Origin of the sequence: uncultured Halovibrio sp., from assembly GCF_913056445.1 — a bacterium.
In the GTDB taxonomy this organism is placed as follows: Bacteria; Pseudomonadota; Gammaproteobacteria; order Pseudomonadales; family Oleiphilaceae; genus Halospina; species Halospina utahensis_B.
Genome location: NZ_CAJXMA010000026.1, coordinates 1 through 23,638, shown reverse-complemented (window position 1 = coordinate 23,638; position 23,638 = coordinate 1). Strand labels below are relative to the sequence as shown.

Annotated in this window: 25 protein-coding genes and 2 pseudogenes; 10 read left to right on the top strand and 17 right to left on the bottom strand. The window is 62.6% G+C overall.

The features are described 5' to 3' along the window. Positions 1–24: 24 nt before the first annotated feature. The 4 genes and pseudogenes from QZ501_RS07260 to QZ501_RS07245 all read right to left on the bottom strand — a co-directional run bounded on the left by QZ501_RS07260 (position 25) and on the right by QZ501_RS07245 (position 3,615). Entirely contained in the window at positions 25–822 is a 798-nt protein-coding gene (locus tag QZ501_RS07260; RefSeq protein WP_160898142.1) for a nucleoside phosphorylase, read from the bottom strand. A 92-nt stretch (positions 823–914) separates the two neighbouring features. Continuing rightward, positions 915–1,697, bottom strand: a pseudogene (locus QZ501_RS07255) (DUF3179 domain-containing (seleno)protein). 41 nt (positions 1,698–1,738) lie between these two features. Further along, positions 1,739–2,074: a glutaredoxin family protein gene (locus tag QZ501_RS07250; protein ID WP_295718392.1), complete on the bottom strand. Its 336-nt coding sequence runs from the start codon at positions 2,072–2,074 to the stop codon at positions 1,739–1,741. Positions 2,075–2,559: 485 nt separating this feature from the next. Further along, on the bottom strand, positions 2,560–3,615 hold the full coding sequence (locus QZ501_RS07245) for a hypothetical protein (RefSeq protein WP_295718390.1): 1,056 nt from the start codon (positions 3,613–3,615) through the stop codon (positions 2,560–2,562). Between the two features lie 153 nt (positions 3,616–3,768). Here QZ501_RS07245 and QZ501_RS07240 point away from each other — a divergent pair, with 153 nt between their 5' ends. After that, positions 3,769–4,122, top strand: coding sequence for a cupredoxin domain-containing protein (locus tag QZ501_RS07240; protein ID WP_160898139.1), 354 nt, complete (start codon positions 3,769–3,771; stop codon positions 4,120–4,122). Between the two features lie 159 nt (positions 4,123–4,281). Here QZ501_RS07240 and QZ501_RS15095 read toward each other — a convergent pair. Next, positions 4,282–4,443, bottom strand: a pseudogene (locus QZ501_RS15095) (ADP-ribosylglycohydrolase family protein); the annotation flags it as partial. 260 nt (positions 4,444–4,703) lie between these two features. Between QZ501_RS15095 and ectA the strand changes: the two are divergent. From ectA to QZ501_RS07225, 3 genes are all read left to right on the top strand, one after another. Beyond that, complete coding sequence (gene ectA, locus QZ501_RS07235) at positions 4,704–5,222, top strand: diaminobutyrate acetyltransferase (protein WP_151440249.1); 519 nt, start codon at positions 4,704–4,706, stop codon at positions 5,220–5,222. A gap of 93 nt (positions 5,223–5,315) precedes the next feature. Beyond that, complete coding sequence (locus QZ501_RS07230; protein WP_095616044.1) at positions 5,316–6,752, top strand: aspartate kinase; 1,437 nt, start codon at positions 5,316–5,318, stop codon at positions 6,750–6,752. A gap of 163 nt (positions 6,753–6,915) precedes the next feature. Then, a complete protein-coding gene (locus tag QZ501_RS07225) occupies positions 6,916–7,989 on the top strand; it encodes a sigma-70 family RNA polymerase sigma factor (protein ID WP_295718386.1) in 1,074 nt (357 codons plus the stop codon). 9 nt (positions 7,990–7,998) lie between these two features. Here QZ501_RS07225 and QZ501_RS07220 read toward each other — a convergent pair whose 3' ends face one another. The 7 genes from QZ501_RS07220 to pdxH all read right to left on the bottom strand — a co-directional run bounded on the left by QZ501_RS07220 (position 7,999) and on the right by pdxH (position 11,507). Continuing rightward, positions 7,999–8,448, bottom strand: a complete 450-nt coding sequence (locus tag QZ501_RS07220) for a DUF3429 domain-containing protein (protein WP_151440251.1) — start codon at positions 8,446–8,448, stop codon at positions 7,999–8,001. Further along, the gene (locus QZ501_RS07215) at positions 8,448–8,747 is read right to left on the bottom strand and encodes a DUF6482 family protein (RefSeq protein WP_295718382.1); all 300 of its coding nucleotides are present in this window, start codon (positions 8,745–8,747) and stop codon (positions 8,448–8,450) included. The genes QZ501_RS07220 and QZ501_RS07215 overlap by 1 nt, the downstream gene beginning before the upstream one ends. A 73-nt stretch (positions 8,748–8,820) precedes the next feature. After that, positions 8,821–9,222 carry a CrcB family protein gene (locus tag QZ501_RS07210; protein ID WP_202405548.1) on the bottom strand — a complete coding sequence of 134 codons (402 nt, stop codon included), beginning with the start codon at positions 9,220–9,222 and terminating at the stop codon, positions 8,821–8,823. Continuing rightward, positions 9,219–9,596: a CrcB family protein gene (locus QZ501_RS07205; RefSeq protein WP_295718380.1), complete on the bottom strand. Its 378-nt coding sequence runs from the start codon at positions 9,594–9,596 to the stop codon at positions 9,219–9,221. Before QZ501_RS07205 ends, QZ501_RS07210 begins: the two co-directional genes overlap by 4 nt. Then, on the bottom strand, positions 9,593–10,201 hold the full coding sequence (locus QZ501_RS07200) for a DNA-3-methyladenine glycosylase I (protein ID WP_295718378.1): 609 nt from the start codon (positions 10,199–10,201) through the stop codon (positions 9,593–9,595). The genes QZ501_RS07205 and QZ501_RS07200 overlap by 4 nt, the downstream gene beginning before the upstream one ends. Beyond that, complete coding sequence (locus tag QZ501_RS07195; protein WP_295718376.1) at positions 10,198–10,899, bottom strand: 4'-phosphopantetheinyl transferase superfamily protein; 702 nt, start codon at positions 10,897–10,899, stop codon at positions 10,198–10,200. Before QZ501_RS07195 ends, QZ501_RS07200 begins: the two co-directional genes overlap by 4 nt. Continuing rightward, positions 10,872–11,507, bottom strand: a complete 636-nt coding sequence (pdxH, locus tag QZ501_RS07190; RefSeq protein WP_295718373.1) for a pyridoxamine 5'-phosphate oxidase — start codon at positions 11,505–11,507, stop codon at positions 10,872–10,874. The genes QZ501_RS07195 and pdxH overlap by 28 nt, the downstream gene beginning before the upstream one ends. Before the next feature lie 122 nt (positions 11,508–11,629). Between pdxH and yfbR the strand changes: the two genes are divergently transcribed. Next, positions 11,630–12,229: a 5'-deoxynucleotidase gene (gene yfbR / locus QZ501_RS07185; protein ID WP_095616038.1), complete on the top strand. Its 600-nt coding sequence runs from the start codon at positions 11,630–11,632 to the stop codon at positions 12,227–12,229. Here yfbR and QZ501_RS07180 read toward each other — a convergent pair. Then, the gene (locus tag QZ501_RS07180) at positions 12,208–13,107 is read right to left on the bottom strand and encodes a L,D-transpeptidase family protein (protein ID WP_295718371.1); all 900 of its coding nucleotides are present in this window, start codon (positions 13,105–13,107) and stop codon (positions 12,208–12,210) included. The two genes, yfbR and QZ501_RS07180, sit on opposite strands and share 22 nt — an antisense overlap. 46 nt (positions 13,108–13,153) lie before the next feature. Then, the gene (locus QZ501_RS07175) at positions 13,154–13,621 is read right to left on the bottom strand and encodes a MarR family transcriptional regulator (protein ID WP_151440265.1); all 468 of its coding nucleotides are present in this window, start codon (positions 13,619–13,621) and stop codon (positions 13,154–13,156) included. A gap of 224 nt (positions 13,622–13,845) precedes the next feature. Between QZ501_RS07175 and QZ501_RS07170 the strand changes: the two genes are divergently transcribed. Both QZ501_RS07170 and QZ501_RS07165 read left to right on the top strand, forming a co-directional pair. Further along, positions 13,846–15,651: an ExeM/NucH family extracellular endonuclease gene (locus tag QZ501_RS07170; protein ID WP_295718369.1), complete on the top strand. Its 1,806-nt coding sequence runs from the start codon at positions 13,846–13,848 to the stop codon at positions 15,649–15,651. Positions 15,652–15,673: 22 nt separating this feature from the next. Then, complete coding sequence (locus tag QZ501_RS07165) at positions 15,674–17,683, top strand: GGDEF domain-containing phosphodiesterase (RefSeq protein ID WP_295718367.1); 2,010 nt, start codon at positions 15,674–15,676, stop codon at positions 17,681–17,683. Here QZ501_RS07165 and QZ501_RS07160 read toward each other — a convergent pair. Beyond that, a complete protein-coding gene (locus QZ501_RS07160; protein WP_295718364.1) occupies positions 17,643–18,176 on the bottom strand; it encodes a DUF4136 domain-containing protein in 534 nt (177 codons plus the stop codon). The two genes, QZ501_RS07165 and QZ501_RS07160, sit on opposite strands and share 41 nt — an antisense overlap. Positions 18,177–18,246: 70 nt before the next feature. Beyond that, the gene (locus QZ501_RS07155; protein ID WP_160898131.1) at positions 18,247–19,833 is read right to left on the bottom strand and encodes a PAS domain-containing methyl-accepting chemotaxis protein; all 1,587 of its coding nucleotides are present in this window, start codon (positions 19,831–19,833) and stop codon (positions 18,247–18,249) included. A gap of 153 nt (positions 19,834–19,986) precedes the next feature. On the opposite strand from QZ501_RS07155, the gene QZ501_RS07150 reads away from it, so the two are divergent. The 3 genes from QZ501_RS07150 (at position 19,987) to QZ501_RS07140 (ending at position 23,103) form a co-directional block, all read left to right on the top strand. After that, positions 19,987–20,712 (top strand): Sir2 family NAD-dependent protein deacetylase, encoded by a 726-nt coding sequence (locus QZ501_RS07150; RefSeq protein WP_202405546.1) that lies wholly within the window; start codon positions 19,987–19,989, stop codon positions 20,710–20,712. A 150-nt stretch (positions 20,713–20,862) separates the two neighbouring features. Continuing rightward, positions 20,863–21,957, top strand: coding sequence for a hypothetical protein (locus tag QZ501_RS07145; protein ID WP_295718361.1), 1,095 nt, complete (start codon positions 20,863–20,865; stop codon positions 21,955–21,957). Positions 21,958–22,041: 84 nt separating this feature from the next. Continuing rightward, positions 22,042–23,103 carry a hypothetical protein gene (locus QZ501_RS07140; protein WP_151440277.1) on the top strand — a complete coding sequence of 354 codons (1,062 nt, stop codon included), beginning with the start codon at positions 22,042–22,044 and terminating at the stop codon, positions 23,101–23,103. Between the two features lie 37 nt (positions 23,104–23,140). On the opposite strand, the gene QZ501_RS07135 is transcribed toward QZ501_RS07140, so the two are convergent. After that, positions 23,141–23,638, bottom strand: a 498-nt coding sequence (locus tag QZ501_RS07135) for an energy transducer TonB (RefSeq protein WP_295718356.1), incomplete at its 5' end; no start/stop codon positions are given.

Here is a 23,638-nt window from a genome sequence, read left to right as displayed (position 1 = left end):
AGGCGAGCTTCCGGGCGGCTGCGGTTAAAGGGGAAGAAGCCGCTGGGCGGCCCGTTCGATAAGCTCTAGTGCATCGTTCACGCCGTTTCCGTCCCCTTTCTCAAAATCACCTTCCTGGCCCATCTGGTTGGTCACATGCGCGAAGCAAAGGACCGAACACCCGCGCGCCTCAGCAAAGGCATACAGCGCCGCTGCCTCCATCTCCACAGCCAGCAGACCTTCCTCCCGGTGTTTTTCAATCGCAGTTTCGGTTTCACGGAAGGGGGCATCCGTGGTCCAGCTTGCGCCTGTTATCACTGGGGCCGGGAGCTCGCCCGAGCCCTGTTCGAACGCAGCTACAAGGCCGGCCGGTGCATGACTGTAATCCGATGGCGGGCAGTAATGATAACTCGTTCCCTCATCCCGAAGCGCACGGTCGATCAGGATGAAATAGGGTGGTTTCTGGACCGGCGTAAGCTGGCCTGCCGAGGTGAGGCTCAGTAGAAGCCGGCAGCCACAGGCGAAGAGTTCCTCCGCCACCAGCACCGCGAAAGCGGACCCTACGGCACATCCCACGATGCCCACTTCCCGGTCCCCCAGCGAGATCACGTCGAGTTCGGTGTGATAACAGACCCAGTCCGTGTGGCGCCGCGTCAGCCCTTCGGCGCGTTTGCTACGCACAATGTCGCCGTCCGGATCGAGAATGCATACCTCCGGCACTGGTGAGGTCGATGCCTGTTTCTGGCGGCGCGCTTCCCGCAGGAGGCTTTCCGGCGTGAAAGCGGAGGGCTCGTGCCAATGCTTATCGCGAAGAATCGGCGGCAATTGGGTGGACTCTGTCATAATCACCTTTGTTTCGGCCTGTACCCGTGACGACTTGCTGGACCTGCCGGGACAAGTATAGTCGATCGCCCTCCATGCTCGCCCTCGAACTGTCAGAAAGGCTCCGTCCAGGGGCGCAGGTCAAGTTCGAACGTCCAGGCGCTGGGTGGCTGTTGGTGGAGCTGGAGGTACTGGGCGGCAATGGCATCGGGTTCCAGGAGGGAATCCGGGCCCCGCTCCGCCAGCGGGAAGAACACCGTCGCGCTCTGCTCGTAGTCACCGTAGGGAGACGTGTCGTAATTGCGCCGGTGACCGGTTTCCCGGGAAAGCACCATCGTATCGGGATGCTCGTCGCGCCATGCCTTCCAGCTTGTCATTCGGGATGGTTTCAGTCTGAGTTCCCGGCCTTTCAGCGGCCCGCTTATGGCACGGCCTTCAATCTGGGACCAGAGGGATTCGGTCTGGCGGTCTTACATGAGGAGGTCGTTGTTGTACAGCAACCCTGAGACGCCGAAAGTGAGGTTTTCTCCCCCAACGCTGGCGTCAAACACCATACCGGTACCGCACAACGGGCAGTAGGTGATCAGCCACTGGTTGGCACCGCGCGAATGATTGATGATTTCATGGTAATTCATGATGCCTACGGGATAGGCGTAGGGCTTACCATCAAGCCTGGCCCCCAGGATCCGGTCTCCGCTCTCGAGAAAAGTGGCCTCAGCGGCCTTTACATAATGGGGGTTGGTGAGCGCCGGTATGCCATCCCGGGGCGGTCCGCCACGGAATACGTCGTCGGCGGGGACGCTGGCATCGGACAGGTCGAAGCCGTTGAGGGTCCGGGCGCAAGCAGGCGGTGAGGCCACAGTGCCGCCGAGCAGTACCACAGCTGTCAGTTGCATAACCCAGGCCGGAATAGTCATATCCCACCTTCCGGTGTGGTTCATTTCGTTTCAAGGGCTTCGCCCGTGGCCTTTCGCCAGAACTGCCGGAAGCGCTGCGGGTGAAAACCGTTCATGGTCTTGCCCTCAAGAAAAAGCAGTGGCGTGCCCCGCCCACCAAGACGCTCAAATGTGGTCCTGGCCTTGGCGGATTCATTCAGGTTGTACTCGCTGTAGACGATGCCGTGTTCGCTGAAAAAGCGCTTCGCCGCTTCGCAGCTTGGGCAGTAGTCAATGGAGAACATGACCACCTCCCGGTCTGTTCCCGCGATGCTCACCGTACTGACGGCCCCAATGATGAGGAACAAAAAGATGTAAAGCGTATTTCGGAGGATCATGAGAGACCTCCCTCTGGTATGACTCCAGTGATACCGACACAGGAAGAGTTCCAATGTTACTCCGCAAAGGCTCGCTCCCCGCCAGCCGATCGCCCGTTTGATGTCTCTTGGCCTGCGTGATTGCGTCATGTGCTTGTTGTTGGCGACATCAGAACTGATAGGTTGCGATCAACTCGCCATAACTGAAAGAGCGGTCTGCGCGGCCAGCGCGCCATGGGCGGTGACGATAAGCAAGCCCATGAAAGGCGCGATAATGGTCCGTCGGTTCATCATGCGGAATCTCCGGGTGCTTTGTCGTTGGTGTAAAAGCAATGGTGGGCTTTTATTACGAGTTATACATCGAAGACATCCGGCAGTGGATTTTGTTACGGCGGAGCCTGGCATAAGGACTCTCCGAATTAGGGAAGTCCAGCTCCCATAACCCCCTCCCCGGGAAGTCCGGTATATCACTTCCCTGAGGAGGGCTGGGTTGGAGGGTGCCTTGATCAGGAACCTTTGGGCTCATCGTCCCGAACGAAATCCAGCGACACGTTGTCCGCCTCGGTGATCGAGTCCTGCTCGAACATCATGTGGATGAAGGGCTGGGTTCCGCCATTGGGTAGTTCGTAGGCGGTCTCAACCGGGGCATGCCGTGGTGCGGTCGGGCCCAGTCCCAGCAGCGGACCAAGGACCGGCATGGGCTTGTAGGGCTCAACCGGCAGCATGATCAGGTGGGTGTGATGGGGCTGTGACGAGATGGGCCGTTTTTCCGCGGGGAGCGGGAGCTCTTCGTCAATGGCCAGCGAATAGTCGTTCTTCCGGACGATTTCGGTGGTCATCAGGTGCGTCATCCAGGTGCCCTTCTTCTCACCATTCACATAGAGGTCACCGAAGCCCCAGAAGGCACCATGGGTGTACTCTCTGGGCATCAGGGGTGTGCCGATACCGGTTGTCCCGTGGAGCTCGGTATCCACCACCACACCGCCGCCGGTGTCGTACCCGGGAATGGGCGGCTGGACCAGCGTCTGCATGTCGATGCGGTAGTGGTTGCCGTCAGGGTCGTGGAATTCCGTCTCCAGTTCCAGTTCATCGGCGGCACTGAAGGGGCCTCCCGGCTGGTCCACCTCGACATTGTTGACCATCCTCGCCTCAAGATACCCATTGCTGCCCTCGGCCATGGGCAGGGGCTGGGCGTTATTGCCGAAGGGGCCAGGCTGGTTGAAGGCGGTGTACCGGGTGCCGGCTTCATTGGTCTCTCGTGCTTCTTCCGGGGCTGACACCAGCGCCGGCATATCCCGCAGCAACTGTTTGATGGGGCCGAGATCTGTCTTTTCGACATAGGCTTCCATGTCGCCACGTTTCGGGTTGTCCGGCGTGCCGAAGACTTCTTCGCTGAGATTGATGCGCGGGCCGGGTTTGACCCAGTAGACCAGTTTTCCAGGGTCCTGTTTGACGGTCACGACCTCCGGTTCGTCGAGGGCGCCTGTGATGTCCGGCTGGCTCGCGCAGCCGCCGATGATGGCGGCGGACAGCGTTGTTGTAATGAGTGTCGTCCTCTTCATGATGGTCACCTTCTTCTGCGGTTTTGCTCTCTTGGCCGCCGGGGTAACCCGGCTGCCCCGCTTTGGGACACAGTAACGCCAGCCTCATTACAGTGTCGTTCATGTACCGGATGCCAGATTCCCGATCCGGTTTCATGATCAGGAGGTTTCTTAATGAGAGTACGAACGTTTGGAAAGCAATTGAGTGCCCTGCTTCTGGGCTTCCCTGTAATCGCCCTGGCTGCGGAGTCGGCGGACGTAACCATCCAGGCGAAACCCGGGTTCCAGTTCGAGCCTTCCACCATCGAGGTTCCTGCAGGAGCTGAAGTTACGGTCAATTTTGAGAACACCGGCGCCATGGGGCACAACTTCACAGTGCCTGAACTGAATGCGGGCACGGAGACGATCGGCGCGGATCAGAACGAATCCATCACGTTCACCGTGGGGGAGAGCGGCAGCTATGAGTTCATCTGTGACGTTGCCGGCCACGCGGCGGCGGGCATGACCGGCACGCTTAAAGTGAAGTAGCTGCATCGATGACGCCCGGGGCTTACCGGGCGTGTCAGACGGCCAGGTGACCCTGGCTGGACAGCGCCATGTCCACAAAAACCCTTTGATGTCTGCCTTGATCGACTCATGGTGCACCAGGCCCTTTCTGAGTGATCCATCAACAGGCTGTATTGCCCCCAGCAGCATCCCCAGGCTCATACCCCGGTGTACGGTATCGCCACCGATCATGGCGCTTGTGCAGAGGCTCTCGTGGAGATTTCCGCCGTGGATCCGGACAATCCAGAGTATCAGGGGGATGCCGTGCTCCGGGTAGCAGGCATGGGCAAAGGGATGCGGCAGTGACTGCCGGTCGGATGCCTCGCAGGCAGCCTTTCGGATCTGGACGTCTTAGAAGTAGGTCTGTTACGCCAAGATGATGGGATTCTGGACAGTGCTGTAGCGCCCTAAAAACCGGGCTGGTTCCATTTTCACCAGCCAGCCTTTATAATGGACTACGTATTATCCCATACAGGGCTTGGAAAAAGCCTCTAAAATCAACGGCAAAGGCACTCAGCCAGAACAGCGGGCACAGCTCCGATGGTTGGGTGAACTCAGACCGAATGACCAGCGAGACCTCCAGGGCGGAGGCAATCGAGCTCCGGCAACCAACGGACACAGACGGCTACCGGTTACACCGGCTGATTGCCGAATGCCCGCCGCTCGACCCCAATTCCATCTACTGCAACCTTCTCCAGTGCTCCCACTTTGCCGAGACCGGCGTGGCCGCCGAGCTTGACGGCGAGCTGGTGGGGTTCATTTCCGCGTACATTCCACCCACGAAGCCGGACACCGTTTTCGTCTGGCAGGTGGCGGTGCATGAGAAAGCCCGTGGCACCGGGCTGGGTAAGCGCATGCTGCGCTTCATTGTGGAGCGCCCGGCCTGCCGCAACGTCTGCTTCATGGACACCACCATCACCGAGGACAACGAGGCCTCCTGGGGCCTGTTCCGTTCCTTTGCACGGGATCTGGGCGCGGAGACACAGCACTCCATTTTCTTTGACAGTGAGGCCCATTTCGGTGGGCAGCACGATTCCGAGATCCTGTTCCGGATCGGGCCCTTCGACGTGAACGCTCACTGAAACAGCATACGGCTCCGGTGCCGGCTACACTGGTTGGCAGGAAAACCGGTCGGTTCCGGGGCGCAAAGTCAGAATCAACCTAAGAACGGTACTATGGCAGAACATACGGTAGAAAAAATCGGTGGTACGTCCATGTCGGATTATACCGCCGTTCGCGACAACATCATTCTCGCCAACCGCGAGGAAGGCGATGTCTACAATCGCATCTTCGTTGTCTCCGCCTATGGCGGCGTCACGGACCGGCTTCTGGAGCACAAGAAGAGCGGCGACGCAGGGGTCTATGCCCTGTTCTCCCAGTCCGACTCCGACTGGGCTTGGGGGGATGAGCTCACCAAACTCTCCAAATACCTGTGCGAGATCAATGAGGAGCTGTTTGGGGATGAGCTGCTGAGCCAGCAGGCCGACCAGTTCATCGCTGAGCGCATCGAGGGTGTGCGCAACTGCCTGCTCGACCTGCAGCGGCTGTGCTCCTACGGCCATTTCCAGCTGGAGGACCATCTGCTGACGGTGCGCGAGATGCTCGCCGGCATCGGTGAGGCCCACAGTGCCTTCAACACCACGCTGCTGCTGCAGAATGAGGGCTACAACGCCCGGCTGGTGGACCTGACGGGCTGGCGTGATACCGAAACCCTGCCGCTGGATGAGAAGGTCTCCCAGGCGTTCGACAAGATCGACCTGAGCCGCGAGCTGGCGATCGTGACCGGTTACGCGCAGTGCAAGGAAGGGCTGATGCGCACCTTCGACCGCGGCTACAGCGAGATGACCTTCTCCCGGATCGCGTGCATGACCGAAGCGAAGGAGGCGGTGATCCACAAGGAGTACCATCTCAGCTCCGCCGACCCCAAGATCGTGGATGCGGAAAAGGTGGTGCCGTTGGGCCGCACCAACTACGACGTGGCGGACCAGCTCGCGAACCTGGGTATGGAAGCGATTCACCCGCGCGCGGCCAAGGGCATGCGCCAGGCGGATATTCCGTTGCGGCTGAAGAATACCTTCGAACCGGAACACACCGGTACCCTGATCACCCGCGACTATGTGAGCGAAAAGCCACAGGTTGAGATCGTGGCCGGCATGCGGCACGTCTTTGGTATCGAGGTATTTGACCAGGACATGCTCGGCGAGCCCGGGGCGGACCGCAAGTTCCTGGAGATCCTGTCGCGCTTCAAGGTGCACTTCATCAGCAAGGACACCAACGCCAACACCATCACGCATTATGTGGATACCTCGCTGCGTAACGTGAAGCGGCTGGTAAAAGCGCTGGAAGAAGTCTTTCCGTCGGCGGAGATCTCCACCCGCAAGGTGGCGATGGTGTCGGCCATTGGCAGTGACATGCAGGTGCCAGGACTGCTGGCCACGGCGGTCAACGCCCTGCAGGATGCGGAGATCCCGGTGCTGGCCATGCACCAGTGCATGCGCCAGGTGGACATGCAGTTCGTGGTGGAGGAAAGTGACTACGAGCGTGCCATCGCTACCCTGCACGGTAAGCTGATTGAGCCCCATAAGCACGAATACGCCATTGTTGCGGCCTGATTGGCTGTCTCAATGGCTGTGATGAGACGCTGCTATTGCTTCAGAGCCCCTGTCTGACAGGGGCTCCCGCCCTTCCGCCCTGTAACACTCGCGGGCGCATTGAGTCATCCATAAACGACCGCATACAGTATATACAGATAGAACCATCAACCAGGGGAATACTATGGATACGCTGTTAAACCCGATGGAACAGCGTGACCGTGAGCTGGTTGACGACGTCAGGGCCGATACGACGGAAACCTGGAAGGAACCGGCGTCAGCCGAGCCGGAAGGGCTCGACGATCAGGAGCCAGCTTCCGTCGTCGGTCACTATTTCCGGGATGCCCATCGCTTTTCGCTTCTCGGCAGGGAAGCGGAACGCGACCTGGGGCAGTCACTGGAACAGACCCTTCGCGGTCTGCTCGCGGAAATCGCGGAACCCGAACTGGAAGCGCTCACCATCCGGGAAGTGCTTGCCCGGGTGGAAGCTCACAGCGGTTCGCTCAGCGAGCAGGCACGCCAGCATCTGGCGGACCTGCGAAAGTGGCGGCGTGAACTCATCCAGAGCAACCTTCGGCTGGCGGTGTACATCGCCCGGGGCCAGCAGGGCCGGGGTCTGCCCTTGCCGGATCTGATCCAGGAGGCCAACCTGGGCCTGATCAAGGCCGTGGAGCGCTTTGATCCGATCCGTGGCTTCAAGTTCTCCACCTACGCCTACTGGTGGATCTCCGAAGAGGTCAAGCGGGCCATCAAGCGCGGTCGCCGTGTGGTGCGTACGCCCGACCATGTGGTGGATGAGATCCGCCGCCTGCAGGCTGTGGAGGCCCGTCTCCAGCGCGAAACCGGTTCCCAGCCAGATCGCTATGAGCTGGCGGAGGCGGCCGGAACCACGCCGGAGCGCGTGGATGAACTGCTGGGCTTTGCCCGTCCGGAGGTCTCCACCGCCACGCCGATTTCCAGTGAAGGGGATCTGGAACTGGGCGACACCCTTGCCGATGAAAGCGGCAACAAAGGGGAATCGCCTCTGGAGGAACGGGATCAGGCGCGCCTGCTGAAGGATCTGTTCCACCTGCTGCGTGAACGCGAAGCGGATATCCTGGGTCGGCGATTCGGGATCAACCGGGACGAGCCGGAAACGCTTCAGGTGATCTCCGAGGAGCTGGGCATCAGCCGTGAGCGGGTGCGCCAGATCGAAAAGGGCGCACTCAGCAAGCTGCGTGAGCATGCCGCCCTGTTTGCGGATGTGGCCGGCAACTGAATCCCAGCCTCAGTTCACCAGGTAGAGCCAGGTGGCAGCCGCTGCCTGGCACGCCACCACCCCCGTTGTCAGCATAAGCCGGAGATTGAGGTACCAGCGCGGCCAGTAGCCGGGCAGGGTAAACCAGTCCGCAAGGCACAGAAGGATGTACAGGACCGGGAAGATCAGTGCCTGTAAGTGCCAGTCCAGCAGCAGCGTCAGCCCCGCGGAAACGAAGAACACCTGACTCAGGAACATGGCGTGGATGGGGGACAGCGGATAGCTGTGCTCCCCCATCTGCATGCTTACAGGCCAGTAGACGCCGCTGAGGAACGCCAGTATCCCCGCGCTGTACAGGTAGAAGAGCTGGGTGCCCAGCGGGCCGTGATGGGTGGAAAACACCATGATGGCAAGCGTGGCTACGAAGGGAATCAGCCCCGCTAGACCGAAGGTGAATGCAAGCGGGCGTATTGCAAGCATCAGCGGTATCTCCCTGTGGGGATGCGCAGAGGATCAATGCCCACCTCATCCAGACCGACCATTTCGTTGTAGGCCGAATCATGGACCAGTTCCCGGGTGGCAATGCCCGCCTCGTCGAGCAGTTCATTGGCGGCGGGGATGCTGGGAAGGAGCATGGTGGTGTTATGGTCGTCCGAAAGAACCAGCTGCTGACCGTCCAGCAGCACACGGATCATGTAGAACTGGCCTTCCAGTGAACGGATTTCGGTGTACTCGACACGTTGTGCCGCGTCGCGGAGAGCGGGTAGCTGAATACGCATAACCGGGTCCCATCATGCCCTGTGGTGTATTGAGAGATACGATGGCGTGGTGGTATCTGGTTTGCCCGTGCCCTCAGTCTGTGTGATCTGTCATGTTCCGCCGGCCTGCCGCCAGCCCCAGGGCGGAGCCGATCAGCATCAGTACGACCGTGCCCGTGATATTGGCAGTACCAGCCGCCACTGCGCCGGAACGCAGAAGGACAAGGGTTTCGTGGCTGAACACTGAGAACGTGGTGAGCCCGGCGCAGAAACCGGGCACCAGGAACGCGTGGAGGTTGGCGTGCGCGAGCCTTGATGAGGGTATGGTAGCGCGTCCGGCAATCCAGCCGATGAGAAGGGAGCCCAGGGTGTTCACGACCAGGGTGCTCCACGGAAGCAGGGCCTCCGGGAGCAGGAACCGGTCCACCCCGTAGCGCAGGACACCGCCCAGTGCCGTGCCCAGAGCCACCCAGAGGCTGGTGATCGCCTGGTTCATTGCCAGCCTCCTGTCATCGCCAGCCCCAGAATGACCGCGCCCAGCCCGGCCACCAGTGTGGCAGCCAGGTTGAACACCGCTGTTGCAGCCCGGTGCGTGCGCGCCAACGTGATGGTCTGGAGGGACCAGGAGGATACCGTGGTGAAGCTTCCGCAGAAGCCGGTCATGGCCAGGGCGGCGGTCACGGGCTGTTCCGTCGCGCCCCCAAGGGTGCCGACCAGAAGCCCCAGGACAAAGGCCCCAAGGGTGTTCACCGCGAGGGTGCCGAAGGACAGTGGCGTGTGGGTGCGCCGGTCAATCCAGCCCGTCAGGTGGAAGCGGCAGAGCCCGCCCAGCGCGCTGCCGGCCGCGACGGCCGCGAATTCCGTGATCACAGCGCCACCCCGCGGCTCTGGGCGACGGTTTCCTCCCGGACCGGGCACCCCAGGAGGTGGTCATTGACCATGCCGACCGCCTGCATGAAGGCATAGCAGATGGTAGGGCCGACGAAGCGGAAGCCCCGTTTTTTCAGCGCCCGGGACATGGCCCTGGACTCCGCGGTTTCATCCGGAATTTCCTGCACATGATGGAATTCGTTGATGATCGGCTGATGGTTCACGAACGACCACAGGAAGGCACTGAAGGCCTCGCCATCCTGTTCCATGGCCAGAAGTGCCCGGGCGTTGCCGACAATGGCCTCAACCTTGCGGCGATTGCGGACAATGCCGGTGTCCGAGAGAGCCGCTTCGATCTCCGGCTCGCCCCAGCCGGCCAGACGCTCGGGCTGGAATGCCTCGAACCGCTGTCGGTAGCCTGACTGCTTGCGCAGGATCGTCAGCCAGCTCAGCCCGGCCTGCTGGCCATCCAGGCAGAGTTTTTCGAAGAGCTCGTTCCGGTCCGTTACAGGACGGCCCCAGACCCGGTCGTGGTACTCGATGTAATCCGGCGCATCGCCGCACCAGGGGCAGCGCCCGTCACTGCGTTCCGTCACATTCTTCATGCTGACCCCACCCTGTGTAAGTGCCAGTGCGCGTCACGGATTACCCCGTCATGTCGCCATTCGGGCATTGCATGCCCCTGCCAGGCCACGCACAGCCGGTGGCCCTGAACCGTGGTGGTGGCTATGCGCCAGGCTGGGCCCGGCCGGTCAAGAACAACCCGGTTGCGCTCAGGGTCGAACACCAGTGCCTGCAGATTGCCGGCAATGCCCCGCCCGGTGGCCTTGATCCAGGCTTCCTTCAGGGTCCAGAGCGTCAGGAAGGCGTCTTCAGGCTGGTCCTGCGCCCGAAGCCAATCCGTTTCCGGGGCTGCAAACCAGCGCCGGGCGAGCGCCTGCCAGGGCGGTTGGCGATCCACCGGCTCGGCATCCACCCCGATGGGCCCCGGGCTGAATGCCGCCAGCACCAGGGTCTGGGTGTGGCAGAGGCTGCTCCTGAAGCCGGCATCAGCGGGGGTGATGGCACCGCCGGCCGGGAGCTGGCTGAAATCCGGGCAGGCCAGTCCATGGGTCCGGGTGAAGTGCCGGGCCCCCTGGCGCCATAGCAGGCGGGCCGTCGCGTAGGTGCTCCGGCGTCCGGCGTCCGCCATGGCGTCGAGTCGAGCCTTTTCCGCGGCATTCAGCGAGACTTGCTCACCATTGCCGGGCGGCCCACTGAAAAGCTGCGGTGGCGCTACGGCTGAAGACGCTGGATCCGCCATCCATCACCTTCCCGGCGATACTCGAAACGATCATGCAGCCGGCTGGGCCGGCCCTGCCAGAACTCGATGCGTTCGGGGATCACCCGGTAGCCACCCCAGAAATCCGGCAGCGGGATCCGCCCCTGGCGGAAGCGTTGCTTCATGCTCTGGAGCTTTGCCTCCAGCGCCTGGCGGGATTCGATCACCGCGCTCTGATGGGAGACCCAGGCACCCAGCTGGCTGCCCTCGGGGCGCGAGGTGAAGTATTTCAGTGACTCCTGCCGGCTCACCTTCTCCACAGCGCCCTCAATGGTCACCTGCCGGTTGAGCACCACCCAGGGGAAAAGCATGGCCGCGCGTGGATTCTCTTCCAACGCCCTGGCCTTGCGGCTGCCGTAGTTGGTGTAGAACACGAAGCCGGCGGCATCGAAGTACTTGAGCAGAACGGTGCGGGCGGTGGGCCAGCCCTGGGCATCCGCGGTAGCCAGTGTCAGGGCATTGGCGTCCTCGATGCCCGCCTCCTTTGCCTGGGCGAACCAGTGCTCGAACTGGCGGAAGGGGCAGTCGTCCAGCTGCTCATGCTCCAGCCCCTCGCTTTCAAAATCGCGGCGCATGTCGCCAATGTCCACGGTTTACCTCCTGAGTGTTGTCGCCAGAACACTAACACGTTCGCGCCGGCGTTGCCCGGTGCCAGCTTCATGGCCGTATAATGGCGCCGTGAACGACCACCGCTTGATGGAGTTACCGGATCATGGCACGCCGCACCAGTCCCTTCTTCGCCTACCTTGGCCGCCTGCGCTGGATCCGACGCTGGGGGCTGATGCGCAACGCCATTGAGGAGGATGTGGCCACGCATTCCTGGGAGGTCTCGGTCCTGGCCCACGCTCTGGCAACCATCCGCAACACGCACTACGACGGGAACGTCAACGCCGACGCCATTGCCGCGGCCGCTCTCTATCACGATGCCTCGGAGGTGATCACCGGTGACATGCCGACACCGGTGAAGTACTACTCCAGCGTCATGCGCGAGGCCTTTGCGGACGTTGAGCACCGGGCCCAGAAGGAGCTGCTGGACCTGCTGCCGGAGACACTGCGCCCGGCGCTGGCGCCCTACCTGGAAGAAAGCAGCTGGAGTGACAGCACGGCGGAGCTGATCAAGGCGGCGGACCGGCTGGCCGCTCTGCTCAAGTGCGAGGCGGAGCTGCGGGCGGGCAACCGGGAGTTCGAGCAGGCGGCCAGGCAGATCCGCTCGCGGCTGGAAGCCGAGGCGCTGCCTGAAGTGGCGTATTTCCTGGAAGTCTTTGCCCCGGACTACGGCGCCAGCCTGGACTACCTGCTGGAGCGCCAGTAGCGCCATCCCGGCGCCTTGTCCACGACCATGCCGACCCGGACCGCAAGGCCGCTGGCCCGCTCAACGGCGTCCTCCACCCGGCCGCGGTAGATTTCAACCCTGGGCTCATTCCTCCGGATCCCTTCCAGGGCTGTTTCCGCTTGCCGCCACAGCCGGTCGCGGTCCGCCTCACTGAGGGTTTCTTTCTGCCCGTGAACCTGCAGCCATATGGTATTGCCCTGAACGGCCGCCTTCACGGGCTCGTCAACAATCCGCACGTCACTGCCCTTGGGCGTGGCCCAGACCAGTTCTTCGATGTCGTCATTGAACATCCGGATGCAGCCGTGACTCACCCGCTGGCCAACCCCGAAGCGTTTGTTGGTGCCGTGGATCAGGTAGCCGTCCTCCTCCAGCTGGAGGGCAAAGGGCCCGAGGGGGTTGGAGGGGCCTGGCGGGATCTCTGCCGGCAGTTTGCGGCCCTCCTCGGCAGCTTCCTCCCGGATGGACTCGGGTGGGTACCAGGCAGGGGATTCCAGGCGCATGCGCACACTGGTCCGGGTCAGTGGTGAGGGCGTGCTGGAGTTGCCAATGCCCACCGGGTAGGTCACCACCTGGTCGTCCCGGAAATGATAGAGCCGGAACTCGGCAAGATTGATGACAATGTCCTCGTGGGGGCCCGAGGGCAGAATCCGGCGGGAAGGGAGCCTTATGCGGGTGCCGTCCCCGGGCAGCCAGGGATCCACGTCCGGATTGGCGCGCACCATCTCGAGAAAACCGAAACCACGGTTCTCGCCGATACCGGCGAAAGTGTCCTCGTAGGCTGTGGTGACCCAGGTGGGTTTGCCGATGATGGTGTCGCCGGGCTGCCACTCATGAACCTGCCCGTTGGCGGGCGGCACGATCGTGAACGCCCACAGGCAGAGTGCGCCAAGGGTCCGGGGGAGACTATTTCGATTCGTCAGTGACAGCAAGATCCTGCTGATCCGTACTCGCGGCTTCGGCGTTGGCCAGGATGCGTTCAAACACATCAAGACATGTTGCCAGCTCGTCGTCACTGATGCCACTCAGCAGCTGCTCACGGAGGCCTTCGGCCCGTTCATCAAGCTTCTGGATGAAGGATTCACCGCGGTCGGTCAGGTGCAGCCGGCGGGCCCGGCGGTCCTGCTCACAGGGGCGACGCTCAATCAGCTTCTGGGATTCCAGGTTGTCGAGCAGCCGTACCAGCGTGGGGTTCTCAATGGACATCAACTCCGCCAGCTCCCGCTGGGTTACCCCTTCGCCGCCACGGTGGAGGGCGACCATGGTGCTCCAGCGTGCCTGTGTGACACCGAGATCCTTGAGACGCTCGTCGAGCAGCTTGCGCCAGCGACGGGCAATGCGGGCGACACTGAAGGGGAACTGACGGTTATTCATGTTATCGGCACTCCGCTTGGGCTGGCTGCCTGCCATCCTACCATCCATTAATTTGCCTGCTCATATTTGTGCACGCGGTATTTTAGCATCCGATCGGCATCATTGTGCCTTGGAGGACTAAAATCCTGCAGGGCATCCGTGATCGACCTTCTGTTAGTCTACTGTGGGGAGCTGGGTTCACCCATAGGGGTTGTCCACAGGTTACAGCGGGAGGGAACACGTCGATGTACAGCCTCAGGTGGGTGCCGGTATGGCTGGTGTTAGTGGCCATAGCGCTCTGGTTCGCTCTCAGCTATTGGTTCTGGCCATTGCCGGCGGCGGGTGAAACGGGCTGCCACGGAGCGGTTACAGCGGTGGAGCGTATCCAGGGCACGGCAGCGGTCACGCCACTGGACGGTCGCACCGTGCTGACGGAAGGCATTGTCACGGCGGATTTCAGCGCCCGTGAGGAACTGGGTGGGTACTTCATCCAGCAGGAGACGCGGGCGTCCGCTCAGGGGCCGGCGTCCCGAGGCCTGTTCATTTACGCGCCCGGAGCGGATGTGTCACCGGGAGAGCGGCTTCGGGTGCGTGGTGAAGCCGGGGAATACCACGGCATGACCCAGCTTTCCGAGGCCCGCATCGAGGCCCGTTGCGGCGACCCGGGGCTGCCCGAAGCCGCGCCGTTGTCCCTTCCCTTGGACAGCGAGGGGAAGGAGGCGCGCGAGGGGATGAGGGTCCGCCTGGAGCACGGGGCCACCATTACCGGACTCTATGGGCTGGCGCGTTACGGCGTGATCACCCTGGCGGACGGGCGCCTGTTCCAGCCTACCCAGGTTGCGGAACCCGGTGAGGCGGTACGGCAGGTGGCCGAGCGCAACCAGGAACGCAGCCTGCTGCTGGATGACGGGAGCCGTAGCCAGTTCTCCGCCCTTCCGGAGTGGGTGCTGCGTCACTACGAAGCCGACCGGCGGCTGCGCGTGGGGGACGCGCTGAAGGATGTGGAGGGGGTTCTCGATTACCGCTATGGCGACTGGCGGCTCCAGCCCACAACGGCACCGACGGTCCGGACGCTGAATCCCCCACCGGAGCCGCTCGAACGGCCGGAGGACGGCATCATCCGGGTGGCGGGCTTCAACCTGCAGAACTATTTCAACGGTGATGGCAGGGGCGGCGGTTTCCCCTCTGCCCGTGGCGCGGAATCCGCGGCGGCGTGGCAGGCCCAGCACCAGCGCCTGGTGACGGCACTGGATGGGCTGGCGGCGGACATCATCGGGCTGGTGGAGCTGGAGAACGATGGTACCGGGGAAGGCAGTGCCATCGCCTCCCTCACGGCCGATCTTGAGGGCAGCTGGGAGTATGCACGCCCGCAGCGCCGGCCGGGTGATGATGCCATCGCCGTGGGCCTCGCCTGGCGCAGCGAACGGGTTGGGCCTGTGGGCGAGCCGGAGGTTCTGCGCTCGCCTCCCTTCAACCAGGGCAGTCGCCCGCCCGTAGCCCAGCGCTTTCGTCATCACGCATCCGGTGCTGTGTTTCTCGTGGTGGTCAACCACTTCAAGAGCAAGCGCTGCGGTGAAGCCAGTGGCCGCAACGCGGCGCAGGGGGATGGTGAGGGCTGCTGGAGCGCCCACCGGAATGCGGCAACCCGCCGCCTGCTCCAGTGGCTGGAGCAGCTCAGGGAGCCGATGGAAGCGCCAAACGTTGTTCTGGTGGGCGATCTCAACGCCTATGCGCGGGAGACCCCCCTGTCGCTGCTGGAGCAGGCCGGATACCGCAATATTCTTCTGGATCGTCATGAAAACCCGGCCAGCAGTTACATCTACCGGGCACAGTCGGGAACACTGGACTATATTCTACTGGCAGGAGAATCAGAGGTTACCGTGGAGGCGGCCGGCATCCAGCCTATCAATGCCGATGAACCGCCGCTGCTCCACTACAGCAGGGAAGAACGCAATGGGTTGCCGGAGTCGCTGACCGTCTCCGCGCAGGAACCCTGGCGAGCCTCGGACCATGACCCCTCCTGGGTGGACCTGAGACCTGGTATCGAGTGAGCAATGACGCTGGAGAGCGTTGATGGCAAAGCGGTCCGGACCCCTTAACCGGAGTAATGACATCCGTTACCACTGGCCCCTGCTTCTGCAGCGGGGGCCGCTGTTGATCGTGGTCCTGTATGTCCTGTTTGGAACCAGCTGGATCCTGTTCAGTGACCTTTGGCTGGCCACCCTGGTAAAGGATCCTGAAACAGCCAGAAACCTGCAGACCTGGAAAGGGGTGCTCTACATTGCCCTGACAGGGGTGCTCCTTTACCTGGCCATGCGGAGTCTGTACGCGGCCATTGCTGGTATAAGCCGTGAGGCGGTGGAGCGCGAGGCGCGGTTCCAGGAGATGGCAGAACATATCCCGGAGGTGTTCTGGATCTGGGATCCTGTGCATCAGCGCCTGAGCTATGTGTCTCCGGCGGTCGAATCCATCTGGGGATTGCCCGCGCAACACCTGCTTGAGGATCGACACCTGTGGCTTCGAAGCGTCCATCCCCAGGACAGCGAGCGGGTTACCAGCACGCTGGAACACATCATCCGCAGCTGCCAGAGCATCACACAGCAGTACCGTGTCCAGCATGCGGATGGCACCTGGCTGTGGCTTGAGGACCGTGCCTACCCGATCTGTGACGAACAGGGTGAACTGGTCCGGATGGTCGGGGTAGCTGAGAACATCACGGAGCAGCACCATCAGCAGGAAGCCCTTTACGAAGCCGCTTACTACGACCGTCTCACCGGACTGCCCAACCGTTATCTTTTCCATGAACGGCTGGAGCAGCAGTGTCAGGACGCCACCTGCAACAACCTGACGTTTTCCCTGCTGTTTCTGGATCTGGACCGCTTCAAGTACATCAATGACTCACTGGGTCACAGCGCGGGTGACGAACTGCTGCGCCAGGTGGCCCGGCGGCTCCAGAGCGTCGTCGAGGGGCGGGGTTTTCTGGCCCGGCTGGGTGGGGATGAGTTCGCGGTGCTGCTTTCCCGTCGTCCGGATACCGAACAGCGCGAAACCATCCTGCGCCCGATCATCAATGATCTCTCGCGGCCCTACCGGCTCCAGGGGGAGGATTCCTTCCTGACCCTCAGTGTTGGCGTGGCGCTGTTCCCGCGGGATGGCGGCGATGCGGAAAGCCTCACCCGCAGTGCGGATGTGGCCATGTACAGTGCCAAGCGCCAGGGTCGCAACAACTGGTCCTACTTCGACGAGAGTGACAATCCTGCCACCACCGAACGCCTTCGGCTCGAGGCGGATATCCACAGGGCGGTGGAGAACCAGGAGTTTGAGCTGCACTATCAGCCCCAGTTCAATGTCCAGGGTACCCGCATGGACGGTGCCGAGTGCCTTCTGCGCTGGCAGCATCCCGAGCACGGCATGATCTCACCAGGGGAGTTCATTCCCCTTCTCGAGGAGACCGGCCTGATCGTGGATGTGGGGGTGCGGGTGATCGAACAGGCCTGCCGTTGCATCCACGACTGGCGCGGGCGCGGGCTGCCGGATCATTTCGTGCTGGCGGTCAATGTGTCGGCGCGGCAGCTGCAGGATGAACACCTGCTGACGGAAACGCGGCGGCTGATGGAGGCCTGGAATGTACCGGAAGGCATGCTGGAGCTTGAGCTGACGGAGAGTTCGCTGATGGAGGAGCCGGCCTATTCCCGCCGGCTGTTCGCGGGGTTGCGCAGCATCGGCGCGAAGATCGCCATCGATGATTTCGGCGTGCGTTACTCCAGCCTGAACTACCTGCGTGAATTCGCTCCGGATATTCTCAAGATCGATAAGAGTTTTGTGGACCCGATTGCGGGTAACGAGCGGGATCGTCACCTTCTGGAGGGCATCATCCAGCTGTCCCATACCCTTGGCATTGGGGTGATCGCTGAGGGTGTGGAGACGGAGGCACAGCGGGCGATCCTGGAGAACGCCAGCTGTGACTGGATCCAGGGGTTCCTGCTGGCCCGCCCCATGGCCCTGGGTGGCGTCGAGGACCTGATGGAGCGGCTGGGGGCGATCAGGGCTGAGGCGGATACTGTTCGAACATGGCCTCAATAACCTGGTCAATCAGCTTGGTACGCTCTTCCCGATCCTGGTTTTCACTCAGGTAACGCCGGCCTCTTCCTTCCCAGACCACCTGATCAATGGTGGGGTCCACCATCTCCACCACCAGCTGGCCTTCGCGTATTTCGCGGGTCTGAACCGGGCTGTGGGCCACGCCAAAGGTGAAGGGGCTGCGCCCGAATCCAAAGCCAAGGCTGGGCCCCCGTGATTCAGTCCTTACCTCGTCCTCAATCCGGTAACGCACGAGCACGTCCGGCTCCACATCCGCCCGGGTGAAGCCTTCTCCGGTCAGTGCCTGTTCCAGGGCCCGTTCGATGCGCGCGGCGTCCAGGCCCTGAATGGCGTTCTCATCACGCTCGGCAAAGCGGTAGCTGCTGTAGCGGTCGAAACCGGCGTTGCTGTCGTAATCCGTAACGGCATAACGGGCGCAGCCTGTGACCATCGCCAGCAGTACCGCCAGTGTGACCACTCTGAATACAGTTGTCATCGGTTGAGCCTCCCATCAGACGATTCCATTATGGGCGCTTCCCGCGCCTGTGGGAACCGATGCCGGGGGCCTACCTGCTCCTGTCCTGACCCGATCGGAAGCGGTCCACCAGTACGTGCAGATCCTCGGCCAGCCCTTCCACGTCGGAGCTGACCTCCGCGGTCTGGTCCGCCTGCCCGGTGGTCTGGTCCGCCAGCTCGGCGATGCGTGTGATCTGTTGATTGATCTGGTCCGCCACCTGGCTCTGCTCTTCAACCGCGGAGGCCATCTGCATGGTCTGGGAAGCGATGGTGTCGATGTAACCCGCCACCTCCTGGACTTTGGTCTCGGTATCCTGAACCGCATCAAGCCCCTGCTGGGCCATGCTGCGGCTGTTCTCCGTGGCTTCCAGGGAGGCCTGGACCTGTTGCTTGAAGTTGTCGATGATCTGGTGGATGCGGTCCGTGGATTCGCGGGTGCGGCTGGCCAGGTTGCGCACTTCATCCGCGACCACGGCAAAGCCGCGTCCGGCCTCGCCCGCACGGGCGGCTTCAATGGCCGCGTTCAGCGCCAGCAGGTTGGTCTGGTCCGCGATGTCGGTGATCAGCTGGGCGGCGGAGCCGATCTCATCCGTGGCCTCGCCCAGCTGGTTCACGGTCTGGGCGACGTTATCGACACTGCCGGTCAGCTCTCCGATAACGCGGGAGTTCTCGCCCGCGATGCGCGTGATCTCGCCGGTGGCGGTGTTGGCCTCATCCGCCTGCTGCGCCGCCTGGCCGACACTCTGGGAGACCTCACTGATGGAGGCGGTCATCTCGTTGATGGCCGAGGCGGTCTGGTCCGTCTCACCACGCTGGTTGCGGATCTGGTCGCGACTGGTCTGCATCAGCTGATGCCCCTGGGCCGCCTTGGCGGACAACTGGCTGGCAAAGTTTTCCATCCGCTCGAGGACGGTGATCAGCCTGGCCTTTTCGCTGATCATCAGCATATCCAGCTCGCGCAGGCCGCTGCCCCGGGGCGAATAGGTGGTGGCTACGAGCGGATCGGCAAAGGCGTCAGGTCGCAGTGCCAGGGTCTGCTTCAGGCGCTCCTGCAGGCGCTGACGATTCCAGGCCGCACCAGCGGCAAGTCCTGCCAGGGTGGCACCGGCAACAGCCCCGGCACCGAGCCCAAGCCCCAGCGGTACCAGTGAAGCGCCTGCCACAAGGGCCAGCGGCAGGTTCTGCATGCAGACCGCCCTGAGCTCCAGTGTGAGCGGTACAGCCCGTTTGCCCGCATTGAGCCGGGCATAGACCCGGCTTGCCCGCTCCACCCACTCGCGTTCCGGTTTGGCACGCACCGATTCGTATCCGACGATCCGGCCATCACGGCGGATGGGGGTCACATAGGCACTGACCCAGTAGAAGTCGCCGTTCTTGCAGCGGTTCTTGACCAGCCCCATCCAGGGCTTGCCCGCCTTGAGGTGGCCCCACATGTGCTCGAAGACCATTGGCGGCATGTCCGGATGCCGGATGAGGTTGTGGGGCTGGCCGAGCAGTTCATCTTCCGGGAAGCCGCTGACCTCAATGAAGGCCTCATTGACGTACTCGATCACGCCCCGGTCATTGGTCGCGGAAATCAGGGGCCGGTCTTCCTGTACCGGTACTTCTCTGTCGGTAACTGGAAGATTTTGCCGCATGCCTGATACCTCTGAGGGAAAATTGATACCGCTCAAGATAGCACGGGAACCGGAATTTGCTCATGCGAATTACCCGTGACAGGGCTTTACCAGGGCGCTGGCTCAGGCATCATTGGTGCTGGTCCAACGGGGTGTAATGCAACAGGAGGTCCCATGTGGCGCAGAGGCACTGACTCATCCTTCCGGCTGAGCGAGCACGTTGTGGTTCTGACCGGCGCGGGCATCAGCGCCGAGAGCGGCCTGTCCACCTTCCGGGACGCGGGCGGGCTCTGGGAACAGGTGGATCTTGAGGATGTGGCCACTCCCGAGGCCTGGGCGCGCAATCCGGAACTGGTGCGGGATTTCTACAACCAGCGTCGCCATCAGGTCCTGGCGGCCCGCCCCAACGCGGCCCACGAGGCGCTGGTGAATCTTGAGAACCGCTGCCGGGTCAGTGTGGTGACCCAGAACGTGGACAACCTCCATGAGCGCGCCGGCTCCTCCCATGTGCTGCACCTCCATGGCAGCATCATGGAGGCCCGCAGTGCCGTGGATCCGGAGGAGGTGCTCGAACTGGGGGAGCAGGATCTGAGCCCGGATCTCACCTGCAGTCGGGGCCATCCCATGCGCCCGAACGTGGTCTGGTTCGGCGAGGCGGTACCGGCCATGGAAACAGCAGCGCAACTGGTCAGTCGCGCCGATCACCTGCTGGTGGTGGGGTCATCACTGAACGTTTACCCGGCCGCCTCGCTGGTCCAGTTCGTGGAGCCCGGGGTGCCGGTCAGCGTGGTGGACCCGGATGCCCGTCTGCATCTGCCCGGCGCCAGGGTGATCCGTAAACCCGCCACCGAGGGTGTACCCGAATGGGTCAGCGGGTTCCGGGCCGCCTTCAGTATCTGACGGAACTTCTCTTCCCCAGTGCCCCTGTGGCTGATGGCCGGAACGTGATCCCTGTCCCATAATGCAAAAGTCTGTTAGCCACGCTGGCCATACCGTTTTAGGGTCTGGAATTAAGGCCCGTTAATAACAACAACAGACAGAGAGAACGGTATGGGGCGATGGTTTGTGGCCAGTGGTGTGGCACTGGCGGTTCTGTTGGCCGTGATTGCGGGGCTGTACGCCGTTACCACGGCCATGCCGGAATCCGCTCCGGAGCCGGTCGCGGTCACGCAACCTCCGGAGCCCAGCCCTTCGTCCGTGCCGGAGCCGGGCGGTTCAGCCGAACCGGAGTCCGGTTCGCCCGTCGCCCGGCGTCTGGAAGGCGAGTTTGCCCGCATTGCCGACCAGTACGAGGCGGGTTCCCGATACCCTCCCTATTCCTTCCCCATCGATGAACAGGCCGTTTCGGACTACCGCTACAACGGCTACAGCCCGGTTCGCGTGCCGGTTGCCACCGACGACGGTGAGCGCGCCACCATCAGCCTGAGCCTGGATCGGCTCCATTTCGAACATGGCGAGCCCATTACCGGACAGGTGAGTGTTGGCGGTAACGGCGCCTCCGGGATTTCCCTGGATGAGGTCACTCTGCGGAATGAGGCGGGCGATATTCTCCACCGCGAGTCCCTGGAAGCCGGTTCCGGGGCTCAACGCCTGAGCGTGTCCCCAGGCACCTCGAGCGTGGAAGAGTGGCCCATGGAGCTGATGCTGATGGTCTCCGGTGACTTCCGGGGTGAGCCGGTGGATGCGGTGGCGCCGCTGCGCTACCACGCGCCCGTGGGGGATATTATTGGCGTGGACGCAAGCCGGGTGGAAGGCGCCCACCTGGTGATCCCGGTTGAAGTGGCCGTTGAAACCAGTGGCGATTACGCCATCGCGGGCAACCTCTATACAGAATCCGGCAAGCCCCTGGTGCACGTGGAGCACGAAACCCGGCTCTCTTCACTGGAGGGCACGGCGGAGCTTCGCATTCACCGCCAGGCTCTGGAAGCGAAAGGCGATGAAGGCCCCTACCAGCTGGGCGATCTGAGTCTGCGCCAGCTGCCGGCGAGGCCGGGGGACCGCACACGTTTCGGCCCCACCGGGGAAGAGCGTCACGACGTTGAGGGCGCTCCGTTTGAGCGTTACAGCCAGGAGGACTACCAGGATCCCATGCGCGAGGCCCGACTCGAGTTCCTGCGCAATGCCGCTGAGGAAATCGAGCCATAGGCTCGCCGGGTACAGGGAAGGCACAACAATAAAAGGGTTATGCAGTACAACAACAAGACGAAAGATCCGGAAAGGAGAAACATCATGAAAGGCCTGAAGATTACGGCACTGGGCATGGCGCTGGCGTTTGCCGGCGGCGCGCAGGCCCAGCTTGCCGGCAAGAACGTGATCCTGATCCATGGACTCCAGGGTGATGACATTGCGGAGAACCCGACGAGCCAGCAGGAGATTGAGCAGAATGGCGATGCCTACTGGCAGGCGTTCTGGGCATCACGTGCGGAGGCGCGGATTGACTGGGGCAGTCACGAGCGCGTTGAGGGTCGTACGGCTGAACGTGCGTTCAACCAGCTGGTGGAGATTTCCCAGCAGGGGCTGTGCAGTGAGGGCTGCATTGTCGTGACCCATTCCACCGGGGATCTGGTAGGGCGCTATGTGCTGGACAACCAGGCGCGCTGGTTGAGCAATGCGGGTCTTGAGCCGCTCAACGTGATCGCGGCGCTGGACTTTGCCGGCGCCGGGGGTGGCTCCGAACTGGCGGACCTGGCAGTGAATGCGGCCTATGCGGACAGTTTCGGGGATGAGTTGGCCAAGCTGGCCGTGACCGCCTACCTGGGCACCACGCCAACCCCGGAAAACCTTGGTGTCCTGAGGGACCTGCAGCCCGCAGTCGCACGCAATATTGCGACCTCACCCAACAGCGTGCCGCGGCTGCGATTCGTGGGCGGAGGCAGCAATTACGGGGGGCTGACCGGGCCCTTCCTGCCGGGCATCGACGATGGTGTTGTGGCGCTGCATTCCACCTGCGGCGGTACCCAGGTGGGCAGCTACAAAAGCTGCGTGAGCAATGTGGCACTGGACGGCAAGCGCACCAGCGTCAGTGCGCCCTCCGGGCTCTACTACAACCACTATCCGGTACTGATGGGAGAGAAGGTGGATCACAGCCAGGTGATCAACACCGAGTCCGGCAATACGCTGACCTACGCCAACAATGGGTTCAGTGTGTCCGGGGTGTCCGTCAACTTCCAGACCGAGACCTACGAGGAACGCCCGTGGTGGAAGTTCTGGGGCAGCGGTGACACCTACCAGGTGGTCACCGACTCCGAACAGTCCAGTGTCTCCGGCCTGGTGTACCAGACGCTCAACTGAGTGAGCCCTTCCAGGAGCGGCTTCGGCCGCTCCTGGTTCACCGCATCTGGAAACGGATCGGGAGCTGCAGCCGGAAGGTGTCGCCCTCGATCTTATCGGGAACCCGTGGCAGGGGTTCCGCCCGTTGCAGCATCTCCACCGCGGCTTCATCCAGGATGCCGTACCCGCTTTTGTCCACCAGTTCCGTGCGGTTGAGTGAGCCATCACGGTTGAACCCGATGGTCAGGCTGACGGTGCCCTCCTGACCCAGGCGCCGGGCGCGCCGGGGGTATTCATAGTGCTGTGCCAGGTGGCGCTGGAGTTCCGCCAGGTAGGCGTCCTCCTCGGCCTGGTCGCCACCGCCGATGGTGACATTCTGGGTCTCATTGCTGGCTTCCGGCGTGCTGCCGTTCTTTGAGCTGGATTCCTGCTCCACGGGGTTGTCGGGCGGCTCGACCGGCTCAACACTCTTTTCAGGCTCAGGCTCAGGCTCAGGCTCAGGCTCAGGCTCAGGCTCAGGCTCAGGCTCAGGCTCAGGCTCAGGCTCAGGCTCAGG